19 protein-coding genes are annotated in these 20,252 nt (G+C 66.6%); 10 read left to right on the top strand and 9 right to left on the bottom strand.

What is annotated here, in order from left to right:
• Positions 1 to 81 precede the first annotated feature (81 nt).
• Complete coding sequence (locus ACQY4Y_RS26425; protein WP_428493535.1) at positions 82 to 1,050, top strand: hypothetical protein; 969 nt, start codon at positions 82 to 84, stop codon at positions 1,048 to 1,050.
• Between the two features lie 8 nt (positions 1,051 to 1,058).
• Here the strand turns inward: ACQY4Y_RS26425 and ACQY4Y_RS26420 are convergent, their stop codons facing one another.
• On the bottom strand, positions 1,059 to 2,045 hold the full coding sequence (locus tag ACQY4Y_RS26420) for an NADPH:quinone reductase (protein WP_428493534.1): 987 nt from the start codon (positions 2,043 to 2,045) through the stop codon (positions 1,059 to 1,061).
• A gap of 156 nt (positions 2,046 to 2,201) precedes the next feature.
• Between ACQY4Y_RS26420 and ACQY4Y_RS26415 the strand changes: the two genes are divergently transcribed.
• The 3 genes from ACQY4Y_RS26415 to ACQY4Y_RS26405 all read left to right on the top strand — a co-directional run bounded on the left by ACQY4Y_RS26415 (position 2,202) and on the right by ACQY4Y_RS26405 (position 4,982).
• Complete coding sequence (locus ACQY4Y_RS26415; RefSeq protein ID WP_428493533.1) at positions 2,202 to 3,104, top strand: GGDEF domain-containing protein; 903 nt, start codon at positions 2,202 to 2,204, stop codon at positions 3,102 to 3,104.
• Positions 3,105 to 3,366: 262 nt separating this feature from the next.
• Positions 3,367 to 4,308, top strand: a complete 942-nt coding sequence (locus tag ACQY4Y_RS26410; RefSeq protein ID WP_428493722.1) for a Ppx/GppA phosphatase family protein — start codon at positions 3,367 to 3,369, stop codon at positions 4,306 to 4,308.
• A complete protein-coding gene (locus ACQY4Y_RS26405; RefSeq protein WP_428493532.1) occupies positions 4,305 to 4,982 on the top strand; it encodes an RlmE family RNA methyltransferase in 678 nt (225 codons plus the stop codon). The genes ACQY4Y_RS26410 and ACQY4Y_RS26405 overlap by 4 nt, the downstream gene beginning before the upstream one ends.
• A gap of 40 nt (positions 4,983 to 5,022) precedes the next feature.
• On the opposite strand, the gene ACQY4Y_RS26400 is transcribed toward ACQY4Y_RS26405, so the two are convergent.
• Both ACQY4Y_RS26400 and ACQY4Y_RS26395 read right to left on the bottom strand, forming a co-directional pair.
• Positions 5,023 to 5,571, bottom strand: coding sequence for a CHAP domain-containing protein (locus ACQY4Y_RS26400; RefSeq protein ID WP_428493531.1), 549 nt, complete (start codon positions 5,569 to 5,571; stop codon positions 5,023 to 5,025).
• A 710-nt stretch (positions 5,572 to 6,281) separates the two neighbouring features.
• A complete protein-coding gene (locus ACQY4Y_RS26395; protein ID WP_428493530.1) occupies positions 6,282 to 7,463 on the bottom strand; it encodes a CaiB/BaiF CoA transferase family protein in 1,182 nt (393 codons plus the stop codon).
• A 357-nt stretch (positions 7,464 to 7,820) separates the two neighbouring features.
• On the opposite strand from ACQY4Y_RS26395, the gene ACQY4Y_RS26390 reads away from it, so the two are divergent.
• Genes ACQY4Y_RS26390 through ACQY4Y_RS26375 form a run of 4 tightly spaced genes read left to right on the top strand, consistent with a single transcriptional unit; the run spans position 7,821 to position 11,286 of the window.
• On the top strand, positions 7,821 to 8,015 hold the full coding sequence (locus ACQY4Y_RS26390) for a hypothetical protein (RefSeq protein WP_428493529.1): 195 nt from the start codon (positions 7,821 to 7,823) through the stop codon (positions 8,013 to 8,015).
• On the top strand, positions 8,012 to 9,418 hold the full coding sequence (locus tag ACQY4Y_RS26385) for an amidase (protein ID WP_428493528.1): 1,407 nt from the start codon (positions 8,012 to 8,014) through the stop codon (positions 9,416 to 9,418). Before ACQY4Y_RS26390 ends, ACQY4Y_RS26385 begins: the two co-directional genes overlap by 4 nt.
• Positions 9,418 to 10,338, top strand: a complete 921-nt coding sequence (locus ACQY4Y_RS26380) for an alpha/beta fold hydrolase (protein ID WP_428493527.1) — start codon at positions 9,418 to 9,420, stop codon at positions 10,336 to 10,338. Before ACQY4Y_RS26385 ends, ACQY4Y_RS26380 begins: the two co-directional genes overlap by 1 nt.
• Positions 10,339 to 10,383: 45 nt before the next feature.
• Positions 10,384 to 11,286 (top strand): ribokinase, encoded by a 903-nt coding sequence (locus ACQY4Y_RS26375; protein ID WP_428493526.1) that lies wholly within the window; start codon positions 10,384 to 10,386, stop codon positions 11,284 to 11,286.
• Between the two features lie 89 nt (positions 11,287 to 11,375).
• On the opposite strand, the gene ACQY4Y_RS26370 is transcribed toward ACQY4Y_RS26375, so the two are convergent.
• The 5 genes from ACQY4Y_RS26370 to ACQY4Y_RS26350 form a co-directional block, all read right to left on the bottom strand.
• Positions 11,376 to 12,641, bottom strand: a complete 1,266-nt coding sequence (locus tag ACQY4Y_RS26370; RefSeq protein ID WP_428493525.1) for an MFS transporter — start codon at positions 12,639 to 12,641, stop codon at positions 11,376 to 11,378.
• A complete protein-coding gene (locus tag ACQY4Y_RS26365) occupies positions 12,638 to 13,834 on the bottom strand; it encodes a CaiB/BaiF CoA transferase family protein (protein ID WP_428493524.1) in 1,197 nt (398 codons plus the stop codon). Before ACQY4Y_RS26365 ends, ACQY4Y_RS26370 begins: the two co-directional genes overlap by 4 nt.
• A gap of 226 nt (positions 13,835 to 14,060) precedes the next feature.
• The gene (locus ACQY4Y_RS26360) at positions 14,061 to 14,741 is read right to left on the bottom strand and encodes a hypothetical protein (RefSeq protein WP_428493523.1); all 681 of its coding nucleotides are present in this window, start codon (positions 14,739 to 14,741) and stop codon (positions 14,061 to 14,063) included.
• Positions 14,742 to 14,865: 124 nt separating this feature from the next.
• Positions 14,866 to 16,044, bottom strand: coding sequence for an OpgC family protein (locus ACQY4Y_RS26355; protein WP_428493522.1), 1,179 nt, complete (start codon positions 16,042 to 16,044; stop codon positions 14,866 to 14,868).
• A gap of 77 nt (positions 16,045 to 16,121) precedes the next feature.
• Positions 16,122 to 16,946: an LLM class F420-dependent oxidoreductase gene (locus ACQY4Y_RS26350; protein ID WP_428493521.1), complete on the bottom strand. Its 825-nt coding sequence runs from the start codon at positions 16,944 to 16,946 to the stop codon at positions 16,122 to 16,124.
• A 215-nt stretch (positions 16,947 to 17,161) separates the two neighbouring features.
• On the opposite strand from ACQY4Y_RS26350, the gene ACQY4Y_RS26345 reads away from it, so the two are divergent.
• The gene (locus ACQY4Y_RS26345; protein ID WP_428493520.1) at positions 17,162 to 18,133 is read left to right on the top strand and encodes a bifunctional GNAT family N-acetyltransferase/(deoxy)nucleoside triphosphate pyrophosphohydrolase; all 972 of its coding nucleotides are present in this window, start codon (positions 17,162 to 17,164) and stop codon (positions 18,131 to 18,133) included.
• A 181-nt stretch (positions 18,134 to 18,314) separates the two neighbouring features.
• Here the strand turns inward: ACQY4Y_RS26345 and ACQY4Y_RS26340 are convergent, their stop codons facing one another.
• Positions 18,315 to 19,076, bottom strand: coding sequence for an SDR family NAD(P)-dependent oxidoreductase (locus ACQY4Y_RS26340; RefSeq protein WP_428493519.1), 762 nt, complete (start codon positions 19,074 to 19,076; stop codon positions 18,315 to 18,317).
• 101 nt (positions 19,077 to 19,177) lie between these two features.
• Between ACQY4Y_RS26340 and ACQY4Y_RS26335 the strand changes: the two genes are divergently transcribed.
• On the top strand, positions 19,178 to 20,071 hold the full coding sequence (locus tag ACQY4Y_RS26335; protein ID WP_428493721.1) for a LysR family transcriptional regulator: 894 nt from the start codon (positions 19,178 to 19,180) through the stop codon (positions 20,069 to 20,071).
• Positions 20,072 to 20,252: the final 181 nt, after the last annotated feature.

The raw sequence follows: 20,252 nt of genomic DNA, 5'->3' as shown, positions 1-20,252 counted from the left end.
CGATTTGGCGACGTTGTAATACCCGGCGTCCCAGACCCGGGCTTCGTCACCGGCCGCCGGCACCATAACGCGGAATAAGTCATGATCACGCCAGACAGGCCGGCCGACGGCCTGGTCAACAAAGGCTTCATTATCAATCGCTCGGCAACGCCCGGCCGCAACCAACGCGGCCGCACCTTCATCGTCACCGGCCTGCACCGTTCGGGAACCAGCCTGGTCGCATCCATCCTGCGCCAGGTCGGCATCTTCATGGGCACCGACCTCAACGACAATGTCCACGAGGACGAGGCCCTGGCAAAGATCCTTATCGCGCGCGACAAGCCAGCCCTGAAGCGCACCATCCGGCAGCGCGACGCGAACTACGGCACATGGGGCTTCAAGTTCCCCATGCTGAGCGATGTGCTCGACTACCCCGACATCGGACTGTTCACCAACCCGCACATCATCATCCCGTTCCGTGATCCGGTCTCGGTGGCGGTAAGGCGCTCGCTCTCGGACTATCTGGATCCGATGCCGGCCCTGCGATCCACCGTCGATGCGATCGCAGAGATGGTGGCCTTCGTCGAGCCGCTCGATTGCCCCACGCTGCTGCTGAGCTACGAAAAGGCCCTGGTGTTTCCCGCCGACTTCGTCGCCGCTCTGATGCGCTTCTGCGACCTGCCGCGAAGCGACACCCTACGCGACCGGCTGATCGCTCTGATCGAGCCCAACCGCAAAGCCTATATCGACGTCGTGCGCCGCAACTTCGGCGGCACCATCGAAGGCGTCGTCAACGGCAGCCTGCAGGGCTGGAGCCACCTGACCGGATCGCCCGACCCGGTCGCGCTCGATCTGCTGGTCGACGACCATCCCGTTCTCGCCTTTCACGCCGATGAATTCCGCCACGACCTGCTGCAGGCAGGCTTCGGCACAGGCCACCACGGCTTCGCCATCGACCTTGCCAGGTTCAGTGTCCAACCCGACGCGGTGATCCGCATACGAGTGGCCACGCATGGCATCGAACTGGCAAACGGCGGCCGCCGCCTGCGCGATTATGACGATCTATCCTGACCAGCTTCCTACCGGTCGCAGGCGACGACGACGGTGCCGACCTTCCCCCCGGCCTCAACCGACAGATGCGCCGCCGCGGTTTCATGCAGCGCGAACGTGCCGGCCACCGACAGCAACCGACCGCGCGTGCGCAAGAAAGCCTCGATATCCCGCTGCGCGCGCTTGCGCGCTACCCGCGGGCTGGTCGGCAATACAAACCCCCGCAGCGTCAGGTTCCTCGCCATCAGCGTGCGCAGGTTGACCGCCGGCTCCAACGCCCCGTTGCTGGCGTAATAGGCCATGCTGCCGTGTTCGCGCACCGAGGCCAACACGACGGCCAAGTTGCCGCCCAGATCGACGTCCACCACGTGATCGACCCCGCTGCCTTTAGTGATCCCGGCGACGCGGGCAGCGACATCCTCGGTGCGGTAGTTCACCACATGCGCCGCCCCGGCCGCCGCCGCGCGCCCGGCCTTGTCCGGTGAACTGACCGTCGCGATCACCTCGGCCCCCGCCCAGGCGGCGAGTTGTACCGCGTAATTGCCGACCGCGCCCGCCCCACCGGTGACCAGCAGCCGCTTGCCCTGCACCGCTCCGGCCGCGAACACACACCCATGCGCGGTCATGCAGGGGATGCCCAGTGTCGCACCCTCCGCAAACGAGACGTGGTCCGGAAGCTCGGTCACAAGATCGGCGTCTAGCGCGATATATTCCGCGGCCGTGCCCATCCAGCGTCCATTGCGCTGGCCGTTATACAACCAAACCCGCTTGCCGACCCAGGACGGCGAAACGCCTTCGCCGACGCCGCAGACCACGCCGGCGCCATCGCTGTTCGGGATCACCCTGGGGTATTCCGCCGGCACCGCCCCGCGCCGGCGATACGTGTCCGACGGATTGACGCCCGAGGCGTGCAGACGAACGCACACCTCACCTCGCCCCGGCTCCGGGGTTGGCAGCTCACCGCTGACGATAACCTCGTCGGCCGGCCCTTGGCGGTCATACCATACGGCGCGCATGGCTTCCCCTCCCCATTGCCAACACCCATCGTAGCCGGGTTCTGTTACCCAAGCCACACACCTCACCACCCGGTGGCGCAGCCACCCATCAAGCGCTACCCATTCCATATCGAAATAGTCTAGGTTTCACCGCATACTTTGGCTGGAGCGGCAGGCGTGTCTCACAGCGGCGATTACGACGGCTCTATCGTAACGATATTGGACCAGTTGCGCGTCACCGCCGATCTGCAAGGGCTCGCCATTGTCGATCTGGCCCAGGACGCCGCCGACGCGCCCGTGGCGTACTGTCTCGGTGACGTCGGCACCGACATCATCGACCGCGGCCGCGCCCTGCTCGTCGCCGCCCCCGACCGGCCGACCCACCTGCGGGGCGCCGATAACCGGCCGCTGATAGCCTGCCCCTGGACCCTGCCGCCGGGTCGCCCAGGCGGGCTGTTGCTGTGGCGCGCCTCCGGGTCGCCGCCATGGACCGACACCGACCGCGCACTCTGCGCCGCGGTCGCCATGCTGCTGCGGACCGTGATTAGCGCCGGCATGGGCCAGATCGGCATCGACCGGCTCACTGCCATCCCCAACCGAAGATGGTTCCTCGATGAAGCCGACCGCCATATCGACCGGCTCGACCGGGATGGCACCGTCGGCACGCTGTCGCTTGTCGATATCGACGATCTGCGCCAGGTCAACCACGCCGCCGGCCGCGCCGAGGGCGATCGGGTGCTGGTTCGCATGGCCAGCCAGTTGCGCGCGACGGTCCGTCCGGGCGATCTCGTCGCCAGGGTCGGCGCCGATGAATTCGCCGTCTGGCAAAACGGCATGGATCACCTCACCGCCGCCGAACGCGCCGACGCGCTGTGCCGCAACCCGGCCTTCCAGGATGGGCCCGATGGTCTCGGAGTGAAATTCTCCGTCGGCATCGCCAGCCGTCTGCCCGGTAGCGGAGAGGATGTGCGCGCCGTGCTGCGCCGTGCCCACATGGCGGCTCGTGAGGTGAAGACAAACGGCGGCGGCGGTTGGCGCGTCGGCCGGGTGGAACCGCTGCCGCGTTGCTCCGACCCCTGACCCTGGGGCCACAGTAGGCCGGACCAAGCAAGCCGATCGCGCCAGACGATCCGCCGAGTGAAAAAATCGACACCCGGCACAAGACCTGTATTCGGCGCTTGCTCGTCACCCCCAACCGGTTGACAATCCAATGATGATGCCGGTTCAAGCCAGTGCCGCGCTCGACACAGCCGCGCAGCCTAGTGACGTGCGGCCGAACCAGGCACGTCGAAGCTTCGGACCCGCTTTCGCCGCCTTGGACCTCGGTACCAACAATTGCCGGATGCTGGTCGGAACCCCGTCCGGCGACGGCTTTCGCGTGCTCGATAGTTTCTCACGCATCGTCCGCCTGGGGGAGGGATTGCAGGCCACCGGGCGACTTAACGACGCCGCCATGGATCGCGCCATCATCGCTTTGCAGGCCTGCGCCGCCCGGCTCGTTCGCCGCCCGGTGCGCGGCGTCCGCGCCGTCGCCACTGAGGCCTGCCGCCGGGCCACCAACGGACTGGCCTTTCTGGCCAGGGTGAAGCAGGAAACCGGCTTCGATTTCGGCATCATCAGCAGCCGCGAGGAAGCCGAACTGGCATTGGAATCGTGCACCCCACTGCTGCCCTGCGACGGCCGCCGAGCGCTGCTGTTCGACATCGGTGGCGGCTCAACCGAACTCGCCTGGGTCCGCCTGACCAACGGCCGCCCGGACCTGATCGGATACGAATCGCTTCCAGTCGGCGTAGTCACCCTGTCGGAGCGCTGGGGCGACGCCGGATTCGACCCCGGCGGCTTTGATGCGATGGTCGCCGACGTCCAGGACCGGCTGCGCCCGTTCGAGCGGGTGCACTGCATCGCCCACGAAATCCGCGATGGCGGCGTCCGCCTGCTCGGCACCAGCGGAACGGTCACTACGCTGGCCGGTGTGGCGCTCAATCTCGAACGCTACCGTCGCCCCGCCGTCGATGGCCTCGAGCTTTGCCGGCAGGATGCCGCTGACGCATTATCCCACCTGCGCGCCATCGGACGCGACGGCCTGATGCTGCACCCTTGCGTCGGTCCGGATCGGGTCGAGTTCGTGCTGCCCGGTTGCGCCGTGTTTGCCGCCATCACTGGCCTGTGGCCGGCGCCGCACGTGATCGTCGCCGACCGCGGCCTGCGTGAGGGTGTGCTGCTGCGACTGATGCGCGCCGACCGCCTGCGCCAGGGACGCCGCCGCGACCATTGCCGGACATGACCCGGACGCCGGCTCTTTCGCCGCCCCGAGGTCTCTCGGTCCGCGTCAAGACCGCCAAGAGCCGCAGCCCCGCCTCGGCACGCTGGCTGGCTCGGCAGTTGAACGATCCCTATGTCACGGCCGCCAAACAGCAGGGTCTGCGCTCGCGCGCGGCGTTCAAGTTGCGCGAACTCGACGACAAGTTTCATCTGATACGACCCGGCGATCGCGTGATCGACCTCGGCGCCGCGCCCGGCGGATGGTCCCAGGTCGCGGTCCAACTCGGCGCCGCCTCGGTGCTGGCGGTTGACCTGCTGGCGATCGATGCGCTGCCCGGCGCCACCATCGTGCAGGGCGATTTCACCGACCCGGCAATGCCCGCACGGCTGACCGAGGCCCTCGGCGGTTCGGCCGACTTGGTCTTGTCGGATATGGCGCCCAACACCACCGGGCATGCCGCCACCGATCATATCCGGATCGTCGCTCTGGCCGAGATGGCCCTGGACTTCGCGGTCCAGGTGTTGGCCCCGGATGGAAGGTTTGTCGCCAAAGTATTCCAGGGCGGCTCGGAGAAACCGGTGCTGGACGTGCTGAAGCGTAATTTCGCCAGCGTGCGCCACGCCAAGCCGCCATCCAGCCGCAAGCAATCCAGCGAGCTTTACGTCGTCGCCACAGGTTTCCGCGGCCGCCCCTGACCCCTGCTTACTGAAACTAACTGACTTCAGACCCCGGACACTACCGACCGCTCGCGGCGGTCCGGATCGCCCAAGGCGTGAGAGCGACAAGCCGGTCGCGCCCGATCGGACGGTCCGGCCGGATGAAGCCGAATGTCGAATAATCCGTCTTCCCCATCTCGCCGGAGGGCGCCCACCAGACCCGGACCTCGCTCCAGTCCCCCTGCGCGGAGACGTCGATCACCGGTTGGTCCTCGGTCACCCGGTGATGCACCCAATTGGCCTGCATCACCCTGATCCGCCGCGCGGAAACCACCTGCGACACCACCGCCACGTGCCCATCGGGCAACCGTGAGGAACGCCGGAACACCAAAATGCTGCCGACTTCCGGCTTCCGCGCCCGCCGCAGCCGGCCTTCAGCTTGGCGCCACCAGTCCGCCGCCGCGCCCGACAGCGGAACCCCTGTCAGCGCCCGGGCGAACGGCGCGCACTCCACCGCCGCCGCGGAGCCCACCGCGCCGGGTCCGCCGCACGCCCCAAGCACCAGGCAGATCAGCGGAAGCAGGCGCAACGTAACAAGCGGCAAACAGCCTCGAAACTGCTGTTCCACCTCCGGCCTTCGCCGCACTAAACCGAGGATGGTAGTAGAGAAGCAGGTTATTGAAAAAGACAACGACTACCCCGAGACTGCGATGGAAAACTTCAACTAATACCAAATACTAGGTCCGCGCATTCGGGCTGCTATCATTTAATCTCACTTCCGATACGGACGTTGCCGACGCGATAACGCAAAACACATAGTCTGTGTCGACGGGGTTCCAGCACTCACCAAGCGACTGGTTCGACGACAGCATTCTCGATGCCCTGGAGGCCTCGTTGTCGCCCGAGCCGGCTGGCAACCTATCTGGCGGCGGCGCGTGCATCCAGGACATGTGGATAGACAATCTCGCCTGATTGTTCTGAAATTGAGATAACTTACAGGCTCTACAAATGACCGTTACCACCGATCTTCGACCGGATATTGAAGCTGCACTGGCCGCCTTGGCCGCGGAGCAGGGCGTCTTCCTGGCGCATCACCTCGGGCGTCTCTTCGGGGAAGAGACGCCCGGACCCATCCCGCTCTCTCCCGCTGAGCGGGCGGCACTCTGGCGTGGATCAACAAGGAACCCGCCGCGTGGCAGGCGTTGATGCTTTTGCCAGAAGCGCCGGCCATCCACGGAGAGCAACGCTTCGTTGCCTATATGCCCACCTCAGGCGGCAAACCATGGTTGCCCGCACCCAATAGGTGAACCGAGCAAGCCGCCTCCACGAATCGCCTGATCAAGTCTGCTTTCTCGGCAGCCCTAGCAGCGTATGCAGAACATGCTCTGTGTGCGCCCCGACCGCGGGCCCGGTCCAGCGCACCACGTCCTCCGCCCGCTCGCCATCAAGCCGGATCGTCGGTCCCGGATGCAGTGTGCGCCCGATCAACGGGTCCTCGACATCCTGCACCGCCTGGCGTGCCCGGAAGTGCGGATCGGCGGCACAATCGGCGATATCGAACAAGCGCGAGCAAGGCACGTCCGCCGCCTCCAGAGCCGCCTCCGCGTCCTTCGCCGTTTGCGTCCGGGTCCAGGCCGCGATCGCCGCGTCCAGCCTGTCGCGATTGTCACAGCGCAGGCCATTGGTCCGGTAGTCCGGATCGGCCGCCATCTCCGGCCGTCCGATCACCGCCATCAGCCTGGCGAAGATCAGGTCGGAGTTCCCCGCGATACACAGCCACCGCCCATCCGCGCACGGATAGGTATTGGTCGGCGACGCCGTCAGCAGCGCCGCCCCGGCCGGCTGCCGCACCCGCCCATCCAGTGCATATTCCGGCAACATGCCCTCCATCAGGCTGAACACGCTGTCCACCAGGTTCACATCGACGATCCGCCCCTTTCCGGTGCCGATCGCGTCACGCTGCCACAGTGCCGACAGCAGCCCGATCGCCGCATACAGCCCGGCCAGGTCGTCACTGATCGAGATCCCGCAGCGCGGCGGCGGCAGCTCCGTCGCACCCCCTGGATGCCCGGTCAGATGCCGCAATCCGCCGATCGCCTCACCGATCGCACCGAATGCCGGCTTGTCGCGATACGGACCGTCCTGCCCGTAGCCAGAAATCCGCGCGATCACCAGCCGAGGGTTGACCGCGTGCAGCACGTCGGGGCCGATGTTCAACCGTTCCAACTGCCCGGCACGCAGATTCTCCACCAGCACATCGGCCCGTTCGGCCAGCTTCAGCAGCACGTCCCGATCCCGCTTCAGATCCAGCTCGACCGACAGCTTGTTGCGGCCGTGGATGCTGAACCACACCGAATGGCGATCCTTCGCCGCGCCCCAGCCACGGAACGGATCGCCGCCCGGCGGTTCCAGCTTGATCACCTCGGCACCCAGGTCGGCCAGAATGCGGGTGCAGAACGGCGCCGCGATATAGTGGCCGATTTCCAGAATCTTGAGACCCACCAGCGGAAGGTTGCTCATGTGTCTGGTTCCGCAATCGGGCCTGCTTCAAGAAATTCGAGCATGAAACGATCTTGTTAACCTTTGGTAAACTTATCTTATATACATACAGACGCGGCGCCGCCCCCTCGGCGGTGGCCTGTTTCCTCCCCAAAGTCGCGCCCATGGCGCGACCACCTGGCGGTACGGCCACTCCCCCGGCCGTACCGCCTTTTTTTATCGCATAGCCGCTACTTGTCGATGCCCCCGACTTGTCCATGCCCGATCGCCGTCACCAATCACACCACGCCACGCACCTACACGGCAGGAATAAGACCGACCCCTTTCGCCAGCATCCGACACGCAGCATGATCGCACCGCACAACGCGGAGTGATGCCATGGACCCCATCATCGCTGCCTGGGCGCGGGCCGCCGGCCTGGACAAGGCGCTGGACCAATTCCCCGACGACGTGACCGCGGCCGCCGAACAGGCGCTGAACCACGCCGGAATCGTGCGGGTGCCGACCGACCCGACCGCCGAACCGTGGCCACCGATGCGCGCCCCCGCCGGCCCGCTGGGGCACCGCCCGTGACCCACCCAGAATCCGCCCCGCATTGGCTCTCCGCCAGTGAAATCGCCCAGGCATTCGCGGCGAAAACGCTGTCACCGGTCGAACTCCTCAACGCCCTGCTGGCCCGCATCGAGGCGCTCGACCCCAGCCTGAACGCCTTCATCCGCCTCGACGCCGACGCCGCGATGGGCGCCGCGCGGCAAGCCGAAGCCGAACTCACCGCCGGACGCAGCCGAGGACCGCTGCACGGCGTGCCGGTCGGCATCAAGGACATCATCGACGTCGCCGGGCTGCCGACCACGTGTCATTCGAAGATCCTGGTCGACAACACCGCCGCTACCGACGCCGCCGTCGTCCAGAAGCTGCGCCAGGCCGGCGCCATCATCATCGGCAAGCTGTCCACCCATGAATTCGCCATCGGCGGCCCCAGCTTCGATCTGCCGTTTCCGCCGGCCCGCAATCCGTGGAACCGGAACCATCATCCCGGCGGGTCATCCTCCGGTTCCGGCGCTGGCGTCGCCGCCGGCCTGTTCCCCCTCGCACTCGGCACCGACACCGGCGGATCGGTGCGCAATCCCGCCAGCGCCTGCGGCATCGTCGGGCTGAAGCCCACCTACGGCCTGGTCTCTCGGCGCGGCGTGTTCCCGCTGTCGTACACCCTCGATCACGTCGGCCCGCTAACCCGCACCGTCGCCGACAACGCGCTGCTGCTGGATGCCATCGCCGGCCACGACCCGGCCGACCCCGGCAGCGCCGCGACGCAGTCCCGCCGCTTCGGCCACCTGCTAGACCGAGGGGTGCGCGACCTGCGCATCGGCTTCGTCCGCCATTTCCACGAACACGACCTGCCGGCCCACCCCGAGGTCGCCGCCGCGCTCGAGGACGTCACCCGCGTGCTGCGCGCCGAGGGCGCCCGGATCGACACCGTCACCCTGCCGACCCTGACCGAATTCGCCGCCATCAACCGGGTGATCCTGTGCAGCGAGGCGTGGTCGGTCCACGCCCCATGGCTACGCGACCGACCCGGCGACTACGGCGCGCTCGCCCGCCGCCGGCTGCTGCCGGGGGCATTCATCACCGCCGGCGACTACGTCGGCGCCCAGCGCCGCCGAACCGAGGTCATCGCCGCGGTCGAGGACCGCCTCGCCGACTACGACGTGCTGCTATGTGCCAGCTCGATGGACCCATCCAGCCGGATCGACGATGCCACCGAAACTGCTCGCACCTATCCGCGGCAGGCGCGGACCCCGTTCAACGTCACCGGCCACCCGGCGCTGGCGATGATGTCCGGCCTGTCCCGCGCCGGCCTGCCGCTGTCGGTCCAGTTCGTCGGACGCTATTTCGATGACGCCACCGTGCTGCGGGTCGCCGCCGCCTACCAGCGCGCGGCCGGCTGGCACGACCAAAAGCCGCCGCTCGACTGATGGACCGGGTGATCGCGCCGAACTCCGGTCCCACCTCACGCAGCTATTTCTCCCAGCGGCTGCGGCTGCACTACGTGGACTGGGGCAACCAAACGGCGCCGCCGCTGATCCTGCTGCATGGCGGGCGCGATCACTGCCGCAACTGGGATTGGGTCGCAGCCGATCTGCGCCGCGACTTCCACGTCATCGCCCCCGATCTGCGCGGACACGGCGATTCCGCCTGGTCCGCCTCGGGTCACTACACCATGGCCAACCACATCTACGACCTGGCGCAACTGATCCATCAGCAGAACCTCGCCCCGGTCACCATCATCGCCCATTCGCTCGGCGGCAACATCGCCTTGCGTTACAGCGGCATCTACCCCGACAACGTGCGCCGCCTCGTCGCCATTGAAGGACTTGGACCAGGCCCAGGCCAGGATGCCGTCTCCGACCGTAAGCCGATCGCCGAACGCATGCGCAACTGGATCGACCAGCAGCGGGCGATCTCCGGCCGCCAGCCGCGGCGCTATCCCAGCATGGAGGCAGCCTACGCACGTATGCAGGAAGAGAACAAACACCTGACCCCCGCCCAGGCTCGGCACCTGACACAATACGGCGTCAACCAGAACGAGGATGGCACCTACAGCTGGAAGTTCGACCACTACGTGCGCCTGTGGCCCCCCTACGACATGACCCGCGACGCAATAGCCGAACTCTGGGGGTCTATTACCTGCCCTACTTTGCTGGTCTACGGCACCGAAAGCTGGGCCATTAATCCAGCCGAGGACGGGCGGCTGGCGTATTTCAATACTGCCAGTGTGCTCGCGGTCGAAAAGGCCGGTCATTGGGTTCACCATGACCAGTTGGATTTCTTCCTCAACCGGGTTCGGGCCTTCCTGGGAGTGCCATCGCCTTTGGTGGCTTCACCAAAGGCCTGAATCGCCCTCTCGAACCGATATTCCTCAAAAGGCGCCATAACCGCCATGGTCATCGTGTTCGGCTCGATCAATCTGGATCTGATCTTCAACCTCCCTACCATCCCGCGGCCGGGTGAGACCGTGCTCGGTCCCGCGACCCGGATCGAGCCCGGCGGCAAGGGCGCCAACCAGGCGGTGGCCGCCGCACGCGATGGCGCCAGCGTCACCATGGTCGGCGCCATCGGCGGCGATGCCCTGGGCCAGGGCGCCTTGGACCTGATGCGCCAGGCCGGCGTGAACCTCGACCGGGTGCTCACTGTCGAGGCCACCACCGGGTGCGCCGCCATCGTCGTCGATCGCGACGGCCACAACGCCATCGCCGTCGGGTCCGGCGCCAACCGGCGGGTCCTGGCCTCGCAGGTCGAACCCGCGTTGCTGGATTCGGATACGACCGTGGTGCTGCAGATGGAGGTGCCGGCGGCGGAGACCGCGGCCCTGATCGCCCGCGCCAGGGCAGCGGGTACCCGCATCGTGCTGAACCTCGCCCCCGCCGCCCCGCTGCCCGAGGATGCACTGCGCGCGCTCGACGTGCTGGTCGTCAACGAGACCGAGGCGGCCTGGCTGGCGGCCGATCTGCACGTTCAGCCGACCGCGCCGTCGCTGCGCGATTGCCTGGGCGGGGTCGCGGTCGTGGTGACCCGAGGCGCCGGCGGCGCCGACATCGCCAGCCGAAACGAAACCTGGCACGAACCGGCCCAGTCTGTGGTTGCGGTCGATACCACCGCGGCAGGCGATTGTTTTGTCGGCGTCCTGGCGCACCGGCTGGATAAAGGAGACACGCTGCGCGCCGCGGTCGGGCGTGCCACTGTCGCCGCCGCGTTGTGCTGCACCGGGCACGGCAGTCAGGGCAGCTTGCCGACAGCTGCGCGAACCGATGCATTCCGCCCAATTGGCACCAGGACGGGCTGAGCGTCAGCGCCCGATCCACCATGGGGTCGGGCCGCCGGGACAGCTATTCGCCGTACCCCGACCCAAGGGTGGATCGGGCAGCCAAATCGTTACCTGATTTCGGTCCCACGCGTCTCCGGGCAACACAGGATGACGCCGATCGCCAGCACGAAGGCGACGATCGTGGTCGCCATGCCAGCGACAAATCCGCTCTCACTGGTGGCCAGGGCACCGATCAGCACCGGGGCGATCAACCCTCCGATTCGCCCGCCGTTATAGGCAATGCCCATCGCCAAGCCGCGCGCGCTGCTATCGGCGACCATCTCAGCGGTGAACGGTCCCATGCCAGCGAAAATGCCGGTGATGCCGAAGCCGGTGAAGAACATCGTCGCCAGCAGCACCGCCGGATTGGACTGCCACAGCAGCACAGCGACGGAAACGGCGCCGATCAGCAGATACGCAACGAAGGTCGGCCGCCGCCCCAGCCGGTCCACCAGCGCGGCGAACACCAGGAACCCCGCCAGTGACCCGATCTGCTGCGACAGCACGAAACCGAGGCCGCGGATAAACGCCAGGTGCTTCACGCTCACCAGGAACGTTGGCGTCCAAGTGATCACGCCCCAGTAGATGTACTGCGCGAAAAAGATGAAGCCCAGCGCCAGCAGCAGGCCGCGCGCGTTACCGCCGTGGAACAGATCGGTGATCGGCACGCGTTTCGCTTTCGATGCGACTCTGGCCAGCCAGACCGGCGATTCCGGGGTGGTCCAGGCGACCGGCAGCAGCAGCAGCGCCGGCAGACAGCCAAGTCCATAGATGACCCGCCAGCCGTTGCCGTTCAACCCTCCCATCAGATGGCTGACCAGGGCGGTGACCCCGATCGCCAGCATCGACCCCAGCGGCAGGCCCATCTGCATCAGCGCACCGCCTTTGCCGCGATGCTTGGCGCCCCAGGTCTCCGCCACCAGCGCCGCGCCCGCGGTCCAGCTGCCGCCCATGCCCAGCCCGCCCAGGAACCGCGACACCGCCACCCACCCCGCCGACGGCGCGAATGCCGTCAGGCAGGTAAACACCGAGTAGACCAGAATGCTGAGATACAGCGTCCGAACCCGCCCGATGCGGTCGGCAACCCCGCCCATGATGATGCCGCCTATGATCAGCCCGGCGGCCAGTACGCTGCCGATCGCGCCGGCCTCGGCCTTCGACAACCCAAACGTCAGCACCAGGGCGGGAATCGTCAGCGATAGAACGAACGTGTCATAGACATCGAACATCCAGCCCAGCCCGGCATACCCAAGCGCCCGCCAGCAAGCCGGACTGATCTCGCGATACCAGGGTGTTGCGCTGGCGCCGGCGGTAACGACACCCGGCCTGCTCATCGCCCGCCGACGACCTTGTCCTGGAACAACGCCGCGATCTCCGTCGCCGAATAGCCGTGTTCCTTCAACACATCGCTGCTGTGCTCGCCCAAGCCCGGGGCATGCGCCCGCCTGGTGCCGCTCTCGAACGCCGGCAATCCAGGAATGTTCGGCATTGGCACCAGTTCCGCCACGCCCGGCTGCTCCAGCCACGACATGATGCCGGTCGCCGCCACCTGTTCCTCCTGCAGGAACTCCTGATAGCTGTTGACGCGTCCGTTCATGATGCCATTGGCGCTCAACCGGTCCGCCAGCCACGCTGTGGTCCTGGCCTTGAACATCGGCCGCAGCACCACGTAGAGCTCGTCCAGGTTGACACCCCGTGCCGCGTGCGTGGCAAACCGCGGATCCTCCAGCAGCCCGGTCTCCTCGATCGCCTCACAGAACGGACGCCAGTCGCCGGGGCGGATCATGGTGACGTTGATCTGACCATCGGCGGTGTCGAACACCCCATTCGGCATGCTGGTACGCACCGTGGTGCCGCGCTCCAGATAGTGCGCGATCATCCGGATCACCGACAGCATCGCCCCGCCCTGCATCAGGCTGAGTTCGATGAACCGCCCCTGTTTCACCGCCTGCTCGCGCCGCGCATAAAGTGATGTGGCGATCGCCTGGAACCCCAGCAGACCCGAGAACATGTCGATCAGCGAGATCGCAACGCGATGCGGGTGGCCGTCACGCTCGCCCTTGTTCTCGGTGACGATCCCGGTGAACGCCTGCAGCACCGGGTCCATCGCCGGGCGCGCCGCCAGCGGCCCGGTCTGCCCAAAGCCCGAGATCGAGTAATAGATGATGCCCGGCTCCGTGGCGCTGACCGCGTCGTAACCGAAGCCGTAGCGCTGGATGGTGCCGGGCCGGAAACCCTCGATGAAAACATCGGCCCCCCGCACCAGGCGCCACAGGATCTCCTTGCCCTGCGGGGTCTTCAGGTCCAGCGCCAGGCTGCGCTTTCCCAGCGTGCCATAGAGCGAGAACGCGGAATGATCCTGGTAGGTCCGCCCCAGGATCCGCGACCAGTCGCCGCCATTATGCGGGGTCTCCACCTTGATCACGTCGGCCCCATGCTGCGCCAGCATCATCGCGCAGGACGGCCCGGCAACGCCGCCGCTCAGATCGATCACCTTCATTCCGGCAAACGCAGCATTATAGTCCATCGTTTCCCCCGCGCGGTTGGCTCCGATGATAAGGGGGGATCGGCGGCGATGGCCAGACCTGGTCCTGCCGGCCGACGGGTGCCGGGCGATCCATACCCGGCGATCGGTGCCCAGCGGCCGGTGCCCAGCGGCCAGTGCCCAGCGGCCAGTGCCGAGCGGTCCGCGCCCGGCCAGTGCGCGGTAATCAGCGCCCTGCGATCAATGCCGAGCGGTCCGCGCCCGGTGGTCAGTGCTCCGTCGCGGCGCTCAGCACATACTTCGCCAGCGCCTGGCCCAGGCAATCGTTCAGCAGCGTAATGGCCTTGTCGCGCATATCGCGGCCGGCCCGCTCCAAATCGATCTGCCCGTTGTTCACCCACTCCTCGGTCAGATCGTAGCGGTGAAACAGCGTCACTGCGGGCGTGCTGGTCATCTGTTCCAGCACCGTCTCATAGGGGCTGATATCGGCATTCGCCCGCAGGAAGCGGCTGAACTGCGGATCGATCAGCACAAGATCGGCCTGCGCTTCGTCGGCGGCATCCGCGCCATCCTCCAGCACGCCGCGCAGAGCATCGGGCCGAAGCCCGTGCACCGCCTCCACCGTGCCGGTCTGCCATAGCACCAGTTGATACTGCCGCCCCGCCAGCTCGCGCCGCAGGATCGGCAGCATCTGCTCGGCCGTCATGCTGCGGCCGCCGCGCACCACCAGATTGAAGTGCAGCGCCGGGCGCATCGAGCGCAACATCTCAAGCATCTGAAACGGGAACGAATGCTCCGGGGTCTGCACCCGCAACGCCGGACCGCCCGCCCCGCCGCTGTCCCCGACCGTGGATCCCGACCCCAATGCCAGGATGTTGAGGCTGCCCTTCCGCAAGGCGGCGGCCACATGGTCCAGCGAGGCCGAGGGCACGATCAGGTCGGTCGGCATATCGCACGCCAAATGGTCCCGGGTAGCGGACCAGGCCGGCGTGCCTAAGACCGGCGTCGCTACGACCAGCGTCCCTACGAATAGCGTCAGCCGAAGGCAGCCAAGCGATAGCCGTTGCATACCTTCAACCGGTATCAGGCTGCGCATCCACCGGCAATAGAGGCGCGGCCGGCGCTGGCGACGGCGCGGGGCGCGAAGGCTTGCCCCGACCCTTGACGCGATACCAAGCCGCCAATGTGCCCATGCCGACCATGCCGACCGCGCCGAACAGATTGATCCCAACCTGCATCAGGGCGCCGTCGTTATATTCCAGTCCTAGCCTCGCAATAAACCCAAATACGATACCGGAACAGAATACCGGCAGCGAATTCTGCCCGACCAGCACCAGCGGCGCCGCCCAGCGCGAGCGCAGCCACGGCTGGTCGAACCGGATCAGGCGCACGCACAACCAGGTCAGCGCCAGGATCGAGACCAGCCGGAACGGATAAAGCCCGGTCTTGTCCTCGATCACCAGGTAGCGGAACACCCGCGATTGGGAAACCCAGTCCATCAAGTGCGGGTGCGGTTCGATGACCAGAACCACCACCACCCCAAGCAGCGCCGCCGCGCCGGCGACACTGTCGAACAGCCGGAGCCTTGACGGAGCCCGCATCGGCGCGCACGCCAGCAAAACCCCGATGATGAACAGGAACTGCCAGGCAAACGGGTCGAAGAACCAGTTGTCGCCGGTCCAGGCGCCCAGGTTCAGGTCGGTTAACCGTACCACCATGTAGATCGCGAACGACAGCCCGAACAACACCCGCGGCCAGCGCAGCAACCACAGAGTGGCGGCGAAAAAAGTCATCAGCACCACGTACAACGGCAGGATATTCAACAGACTCGGCTGAAACCGCAGCAGCAGCGCTTCCAGGATCGACCGGTAAGGATCGTCGCCCAGCACGTCCAACCTGGTCTCCGCCAGGTAATTCAGCCGGTTGAGGGCGGTGGCCGAGTAGGACACCTGCGCGGTGAACAGGACGAACAGAAAGATGTGCGCGACATAAAGCGTCCAGGCCCGCTTCATCACGTCGGCGGCGGTCGAGACATAGCCATTGCGGATGAAACCCAAGCCATAGGACAGCCCGGCGCCATAGCCGGCCAACAGCACGAAAACCTCGGTCGCGTCGCACATGGCGAAGTTGCGCAGACTGAAGCTACTGAGCACGTCACCGGGGATGTGATCGGTGAAGATCCACCACAGCGCGAGGCCACGGAAAAAGTCGACCCGAAGGTCGCGCCCCGGGGAACGCCGGATCAGATCCATGGCGGCAATGTGGTGGATGCCGCCGGAATCGGCATCGTGGCGATACGAACCGTCACATCACGTTTTTGCGGTTTGCGTTACAGCCCCTCGCCGGCGCGATGGAACTGTTCGGCGGTTGACAAGTAGCTGTCGATGTCCCGGTCGTCCGGCGCGGCCATGACATGCTGCACGCCGGCATCGCGGTAGTGGCCCAGGACATCGCGCATGCCGGCCACCGTCCCGGCACCGCAACTGACCCGGAGCGAAATGGTAAAATCAGCACCCGGTCGTTCCGAACGCAACCGCTTCACCACGCTCGCCGCCTGTTCCGGACCGACCCGGCTGCCGTGCCAGCCGTCCAGCCGCAGCGCCCGCCCGATCGCGGCGTCCGACGACCCGCCGATCCAGATCGGGATCGGCGCGACCGGCTGCGGCTGCGCCCGCATGGCCTCGATCCGCGCCGGAATCCATTTCGCCTCGAAACTGACCGGGTCTTGCGACCAGACCGCGCGCATCATCGCGATGCCCTCGTCCATGCGCCGCCCGCGCTGCTTGAACGGCACCCCCAGCGCGTCGAACTCGGCCTCCAGCCAGCCGACGCCGGCGCCCAGGATCAGCCGCCCGCCCGACAGGTTCTGCAGTGTCGCGAGTTCCTTCGCTAACGGCAACGGATGGCGCAGCGGCAAGACCAGCACCGAGGTGCCCAGACGCACCCGCCGGGTCACCGCGGCGGCCCAGGTCAGCGTCAGCACCGGATCCCAGAAATTGGCCGACGGCGGGTAGCCGCCGTCCTTCGGAACGATGATGTGCTCGCTGACCCAGACATCGTCGAAGCCGAGTTCCTCGGCCTGGATCGCGGCCCAACGGATGCTGTCCGGGCCAGCCTTGCGCCCGATATGGGGCAGGTGAATGCCAAGCTGCATGGTTGTCGCCTCCCTCTGGTCAGCCACAACCTGACGTGTAGGTTCGCCGCCGTCCAGCGTGGTATCGGCGCTCTTGCGCGTTTCGCATCGGCTGAGCCAGTTTGCGGCAACGCCAGGTTGACGAGGACCGTCCCATTCCCACCAACGAACCACCGCGGCGCCCCCGGAAAACCGCGGTAGCAACCAAGCCGGCCAGTCGTGTCTCGTTCACACCGTTGAAAACCGAGCGCCTGACGCTGCGCCCGCTTCGCCCGAAGGACGCCGAGGCGCTGCACCGCCTGGTCAACGACTGGGAGGTCACCCGCACCCTGGCCGAGCTGCCCTATCCCTATCCGCGGTCGCTGGCCGACGAGTGGATCGCCTTGACGGTCGCCGACCTCGCCGCCGGGTCCGCCTATCACCTCGCCATCACCGGCAAGGAGGGCCGCAAGGAGACCATCGTCGGCGTCGTCGGCCTGCGCCTCGATGCCGCCCGCCGCTCCGGACGCCTCGGCTACTGGGTCGGGCGCGCCTATTGGAAGCACGGCGTGGCCACCGAGGCGGCCACCCGCATGACCCGCTGGGCGTTCGCCAACCTGCCGCTCGACCTGATCGTCGCCGAGGTCACCGAGGGCAATGTCGGCTCGCTCAAGGTGCTGCGCCGCGCCGGCTTCCGCGAGGTCGGAACCGGCATCCGCGCTTCGCTGACCACCGGCGACGAGCACACCGTCATCGCCTTCGAGGCCACTCGCGACGACATTTTCGGCCGGCCCGAGGCCCCCGCGGCCGACGCCGCCAACCCCGACGCCAAGCCGCTGCTGCTGGTCGCCGCCTGCGCCCTGGTCGATACCGATGGAAGGGTGCTGCTGGCGCGCCGCCCCGAGGGCAAGAAGATGGCCGGGCTATGGGAATTTCCCGGCGGCAAGCTGAACCCCGGCGAAACCCCCGAAACCGCGCTGATCCGCGAACTGCACGAGGAACTCGGCATCGACGTCACCGCGGCCTGCCTGGCACCTTTCGCCTTCGCCTCGCACGAGTACGAGGGGTTTCATCTGCTGATGCCGCTGTTCCTGTGCCGACGCTGGCGCGGCATCCCGAGCCCCAGGGAAAACCAGACCCTGACCTGGGTGCGCGCCTCGAAGCTGACTGAGTATGAAATGCCACCCGCCGACAAGCCGCTGATCCCGCTGCTGCGCGACTTTCTGTAGCGCATCGCGCCCGCGCCATTGTCCGGTCGGACATCGCCTGCACCGTTGTCCGGTCGGACATCGCCTGCACCGTTGTGCATCGGAATGCCGCGTGCAGTCCGGTCCCGCTGGAGAGCGCTTGCGACGACGGTTTCCAGCGGGTCCCGGCCCACGCCGATAGCGAAAATTTGGCCGCTGGCGATCAGATTGACATTCCGCCCGATACTTCGATTCGTTGAGCGTTAACCCAACGGTTGTCTTCAGAAAGCAGCGACGCGATCATCGGGCCGATGTCGTCGGGCAGGCCGGCTCGGCCGAGCGCCGTCATGTCGGCCACTTGTTTATTGACCTGAGGATTGTCGCGAACCATGCCGCCGCTGAAGTCGGTCTGCACGGCGCCTGGTGCGACGACATTAACCGCAATGCCGCGCGCACCGAGTTCCTTGGCCAAGTACTTGGTAAAAACTTCCACCGCTCCCTTCATTGCGCCGTAGGCGGCGCTGCCCGGGCGGATGATGCGGGTGAGACCGGATGACAGATTGACGATGCGCCCGCCGTCGTGGATGAGCGGAAGTAGAGCCTGCGTCAGGAAGAACACGCCTTTGACGTGGACTTGGTAGAGCGCATCCAGATCTGTCTCTGTGACCTCCTCAATGCGTGCGTGGTGCGATGTGCCGGCATTGTTGACGAGATAATCGAAGCGTTCCGCGCCCCATTCGCCTAGCACGTACTGAACCTCATTGGAGAAGCCGCGGAAAGCAGCGACCTCGCCGGCGTCAAGCTGGCGCGCCGCCGCCTTGACGCCTGCCTGCTCGGCAAGCGCGACCACCTCGTCTGCCGCGGCTCGATTGGAGCTGTAGGTGAAAATTGAGTTCACGCCGCGTGCGGCGAGCGCCAGGACGGTGGAGCGGCCAAGGCCGCGGCTGCCACCGGTGACGAGAGCGATACGGGTCTGGGCGGGCATAGGTAGCTCCGAGAGTTGAGATCCGACAAATTGAGCACCGAGCGGATGCTTATTAGCTCGCGCGAATGGACAGCATTGTTCGGCTGCGCAAAACAATGGCTATGGATCGGCTCACGACGCTCGAACTCTTCACCCGCATAGTCGACCGCGGCAGCTTCAGCGCTGCCGCCATCGACGTGGGCGTGTCTCGACCGGTCGCCACCGCCGCGATTCAGGCGCTGGAAGAGCGGCTCGGCGCGCGCCTGCTCCAGCGCACAACCCGTCACGTCTCACCCACGATCGAGGGCGAAGCCTACTACCGGCGAGGCGTGCAGATCCTGGCCGATCTTGAGGAAGCCGACGGCGCGTGCGGCGCGGTTAGGGGGCTGCTCCGGGTCGACGTCGCCGGCAATCTTGCGCGCACGATTATCTTGCCCGAACTGTCCCACTTTCTTGCGCGCCACCCGGCGCTGACTGTCCAGCTCGGCGAGAGCGAGCGCTTCGTTGACCTCGTCCGCGAAGGCGTCGACTGCGTGGTTCGCGCGGGCGAGCTGGCGGACAGCGACATGGTCGTTCGCCGGCTGGGGCTGATGGAGGAGATCACCTGCGCGAGCCCCGCCTACTTGGCCCAGCACGGCGTACCCGTCTCCCTGGATGCGCTCGACGGGCACGTTATGGTCGGCTTCGTGTCCTCGCGCACCGGCCAGGTGATGCCGCTCGAGTTCATGCGCGACGGCGTCGCGATCATGCGGACGCTTCCCGCACGCGTTCTGGTCAGCGGCGCAGACGCCAGCGCCGCGGCCGCGCGCCTTGGGCTCGGCCTCGTCCAGGCGCCGCGGCATCGCTTCTTAAACGATCTCGCCGCCGGCACGCTGGCCGAGGTGCTCGCTGAATATCCGCCGGCCCCGACGCTTATATCGCTCCTCTATCCCACCAGACGGCAGCTTTCGCCGCGCGTTCGCGTCTTCGTCGAATGGCTGGAGGACGTAATTAGGCCGTATCTACGATCGGCATAGCTGCAGATTTTATCAAGGAATGCGACGGGCCAGGATCGAACCCTGTCTCGCCACCACACGTGCGAAATGGTTACCGCTCTGACAAGCTCCGCGGTCGTGCTGCGGCGAAGCGGGGCATCTAAAGACCGTTGCCAGCCGCATCGCACCGCTCGACAATGCCGCGTCGTTCGGTCATCGCCCA

Source organism: Rhodopila sp., assembly GCF_965277165.1.
Taxonomy (GTDB): Bacteria; Pseudomonadota; Alphaproteobacteria; order Acetobacterales; family Acetobacteraceae; genus Rhodopila.
The sequence above is the reverse complement of the archived record's forward strand: the minus strand, read 5'-3'. Positions and strand labels throughout refer to the sequence as shown.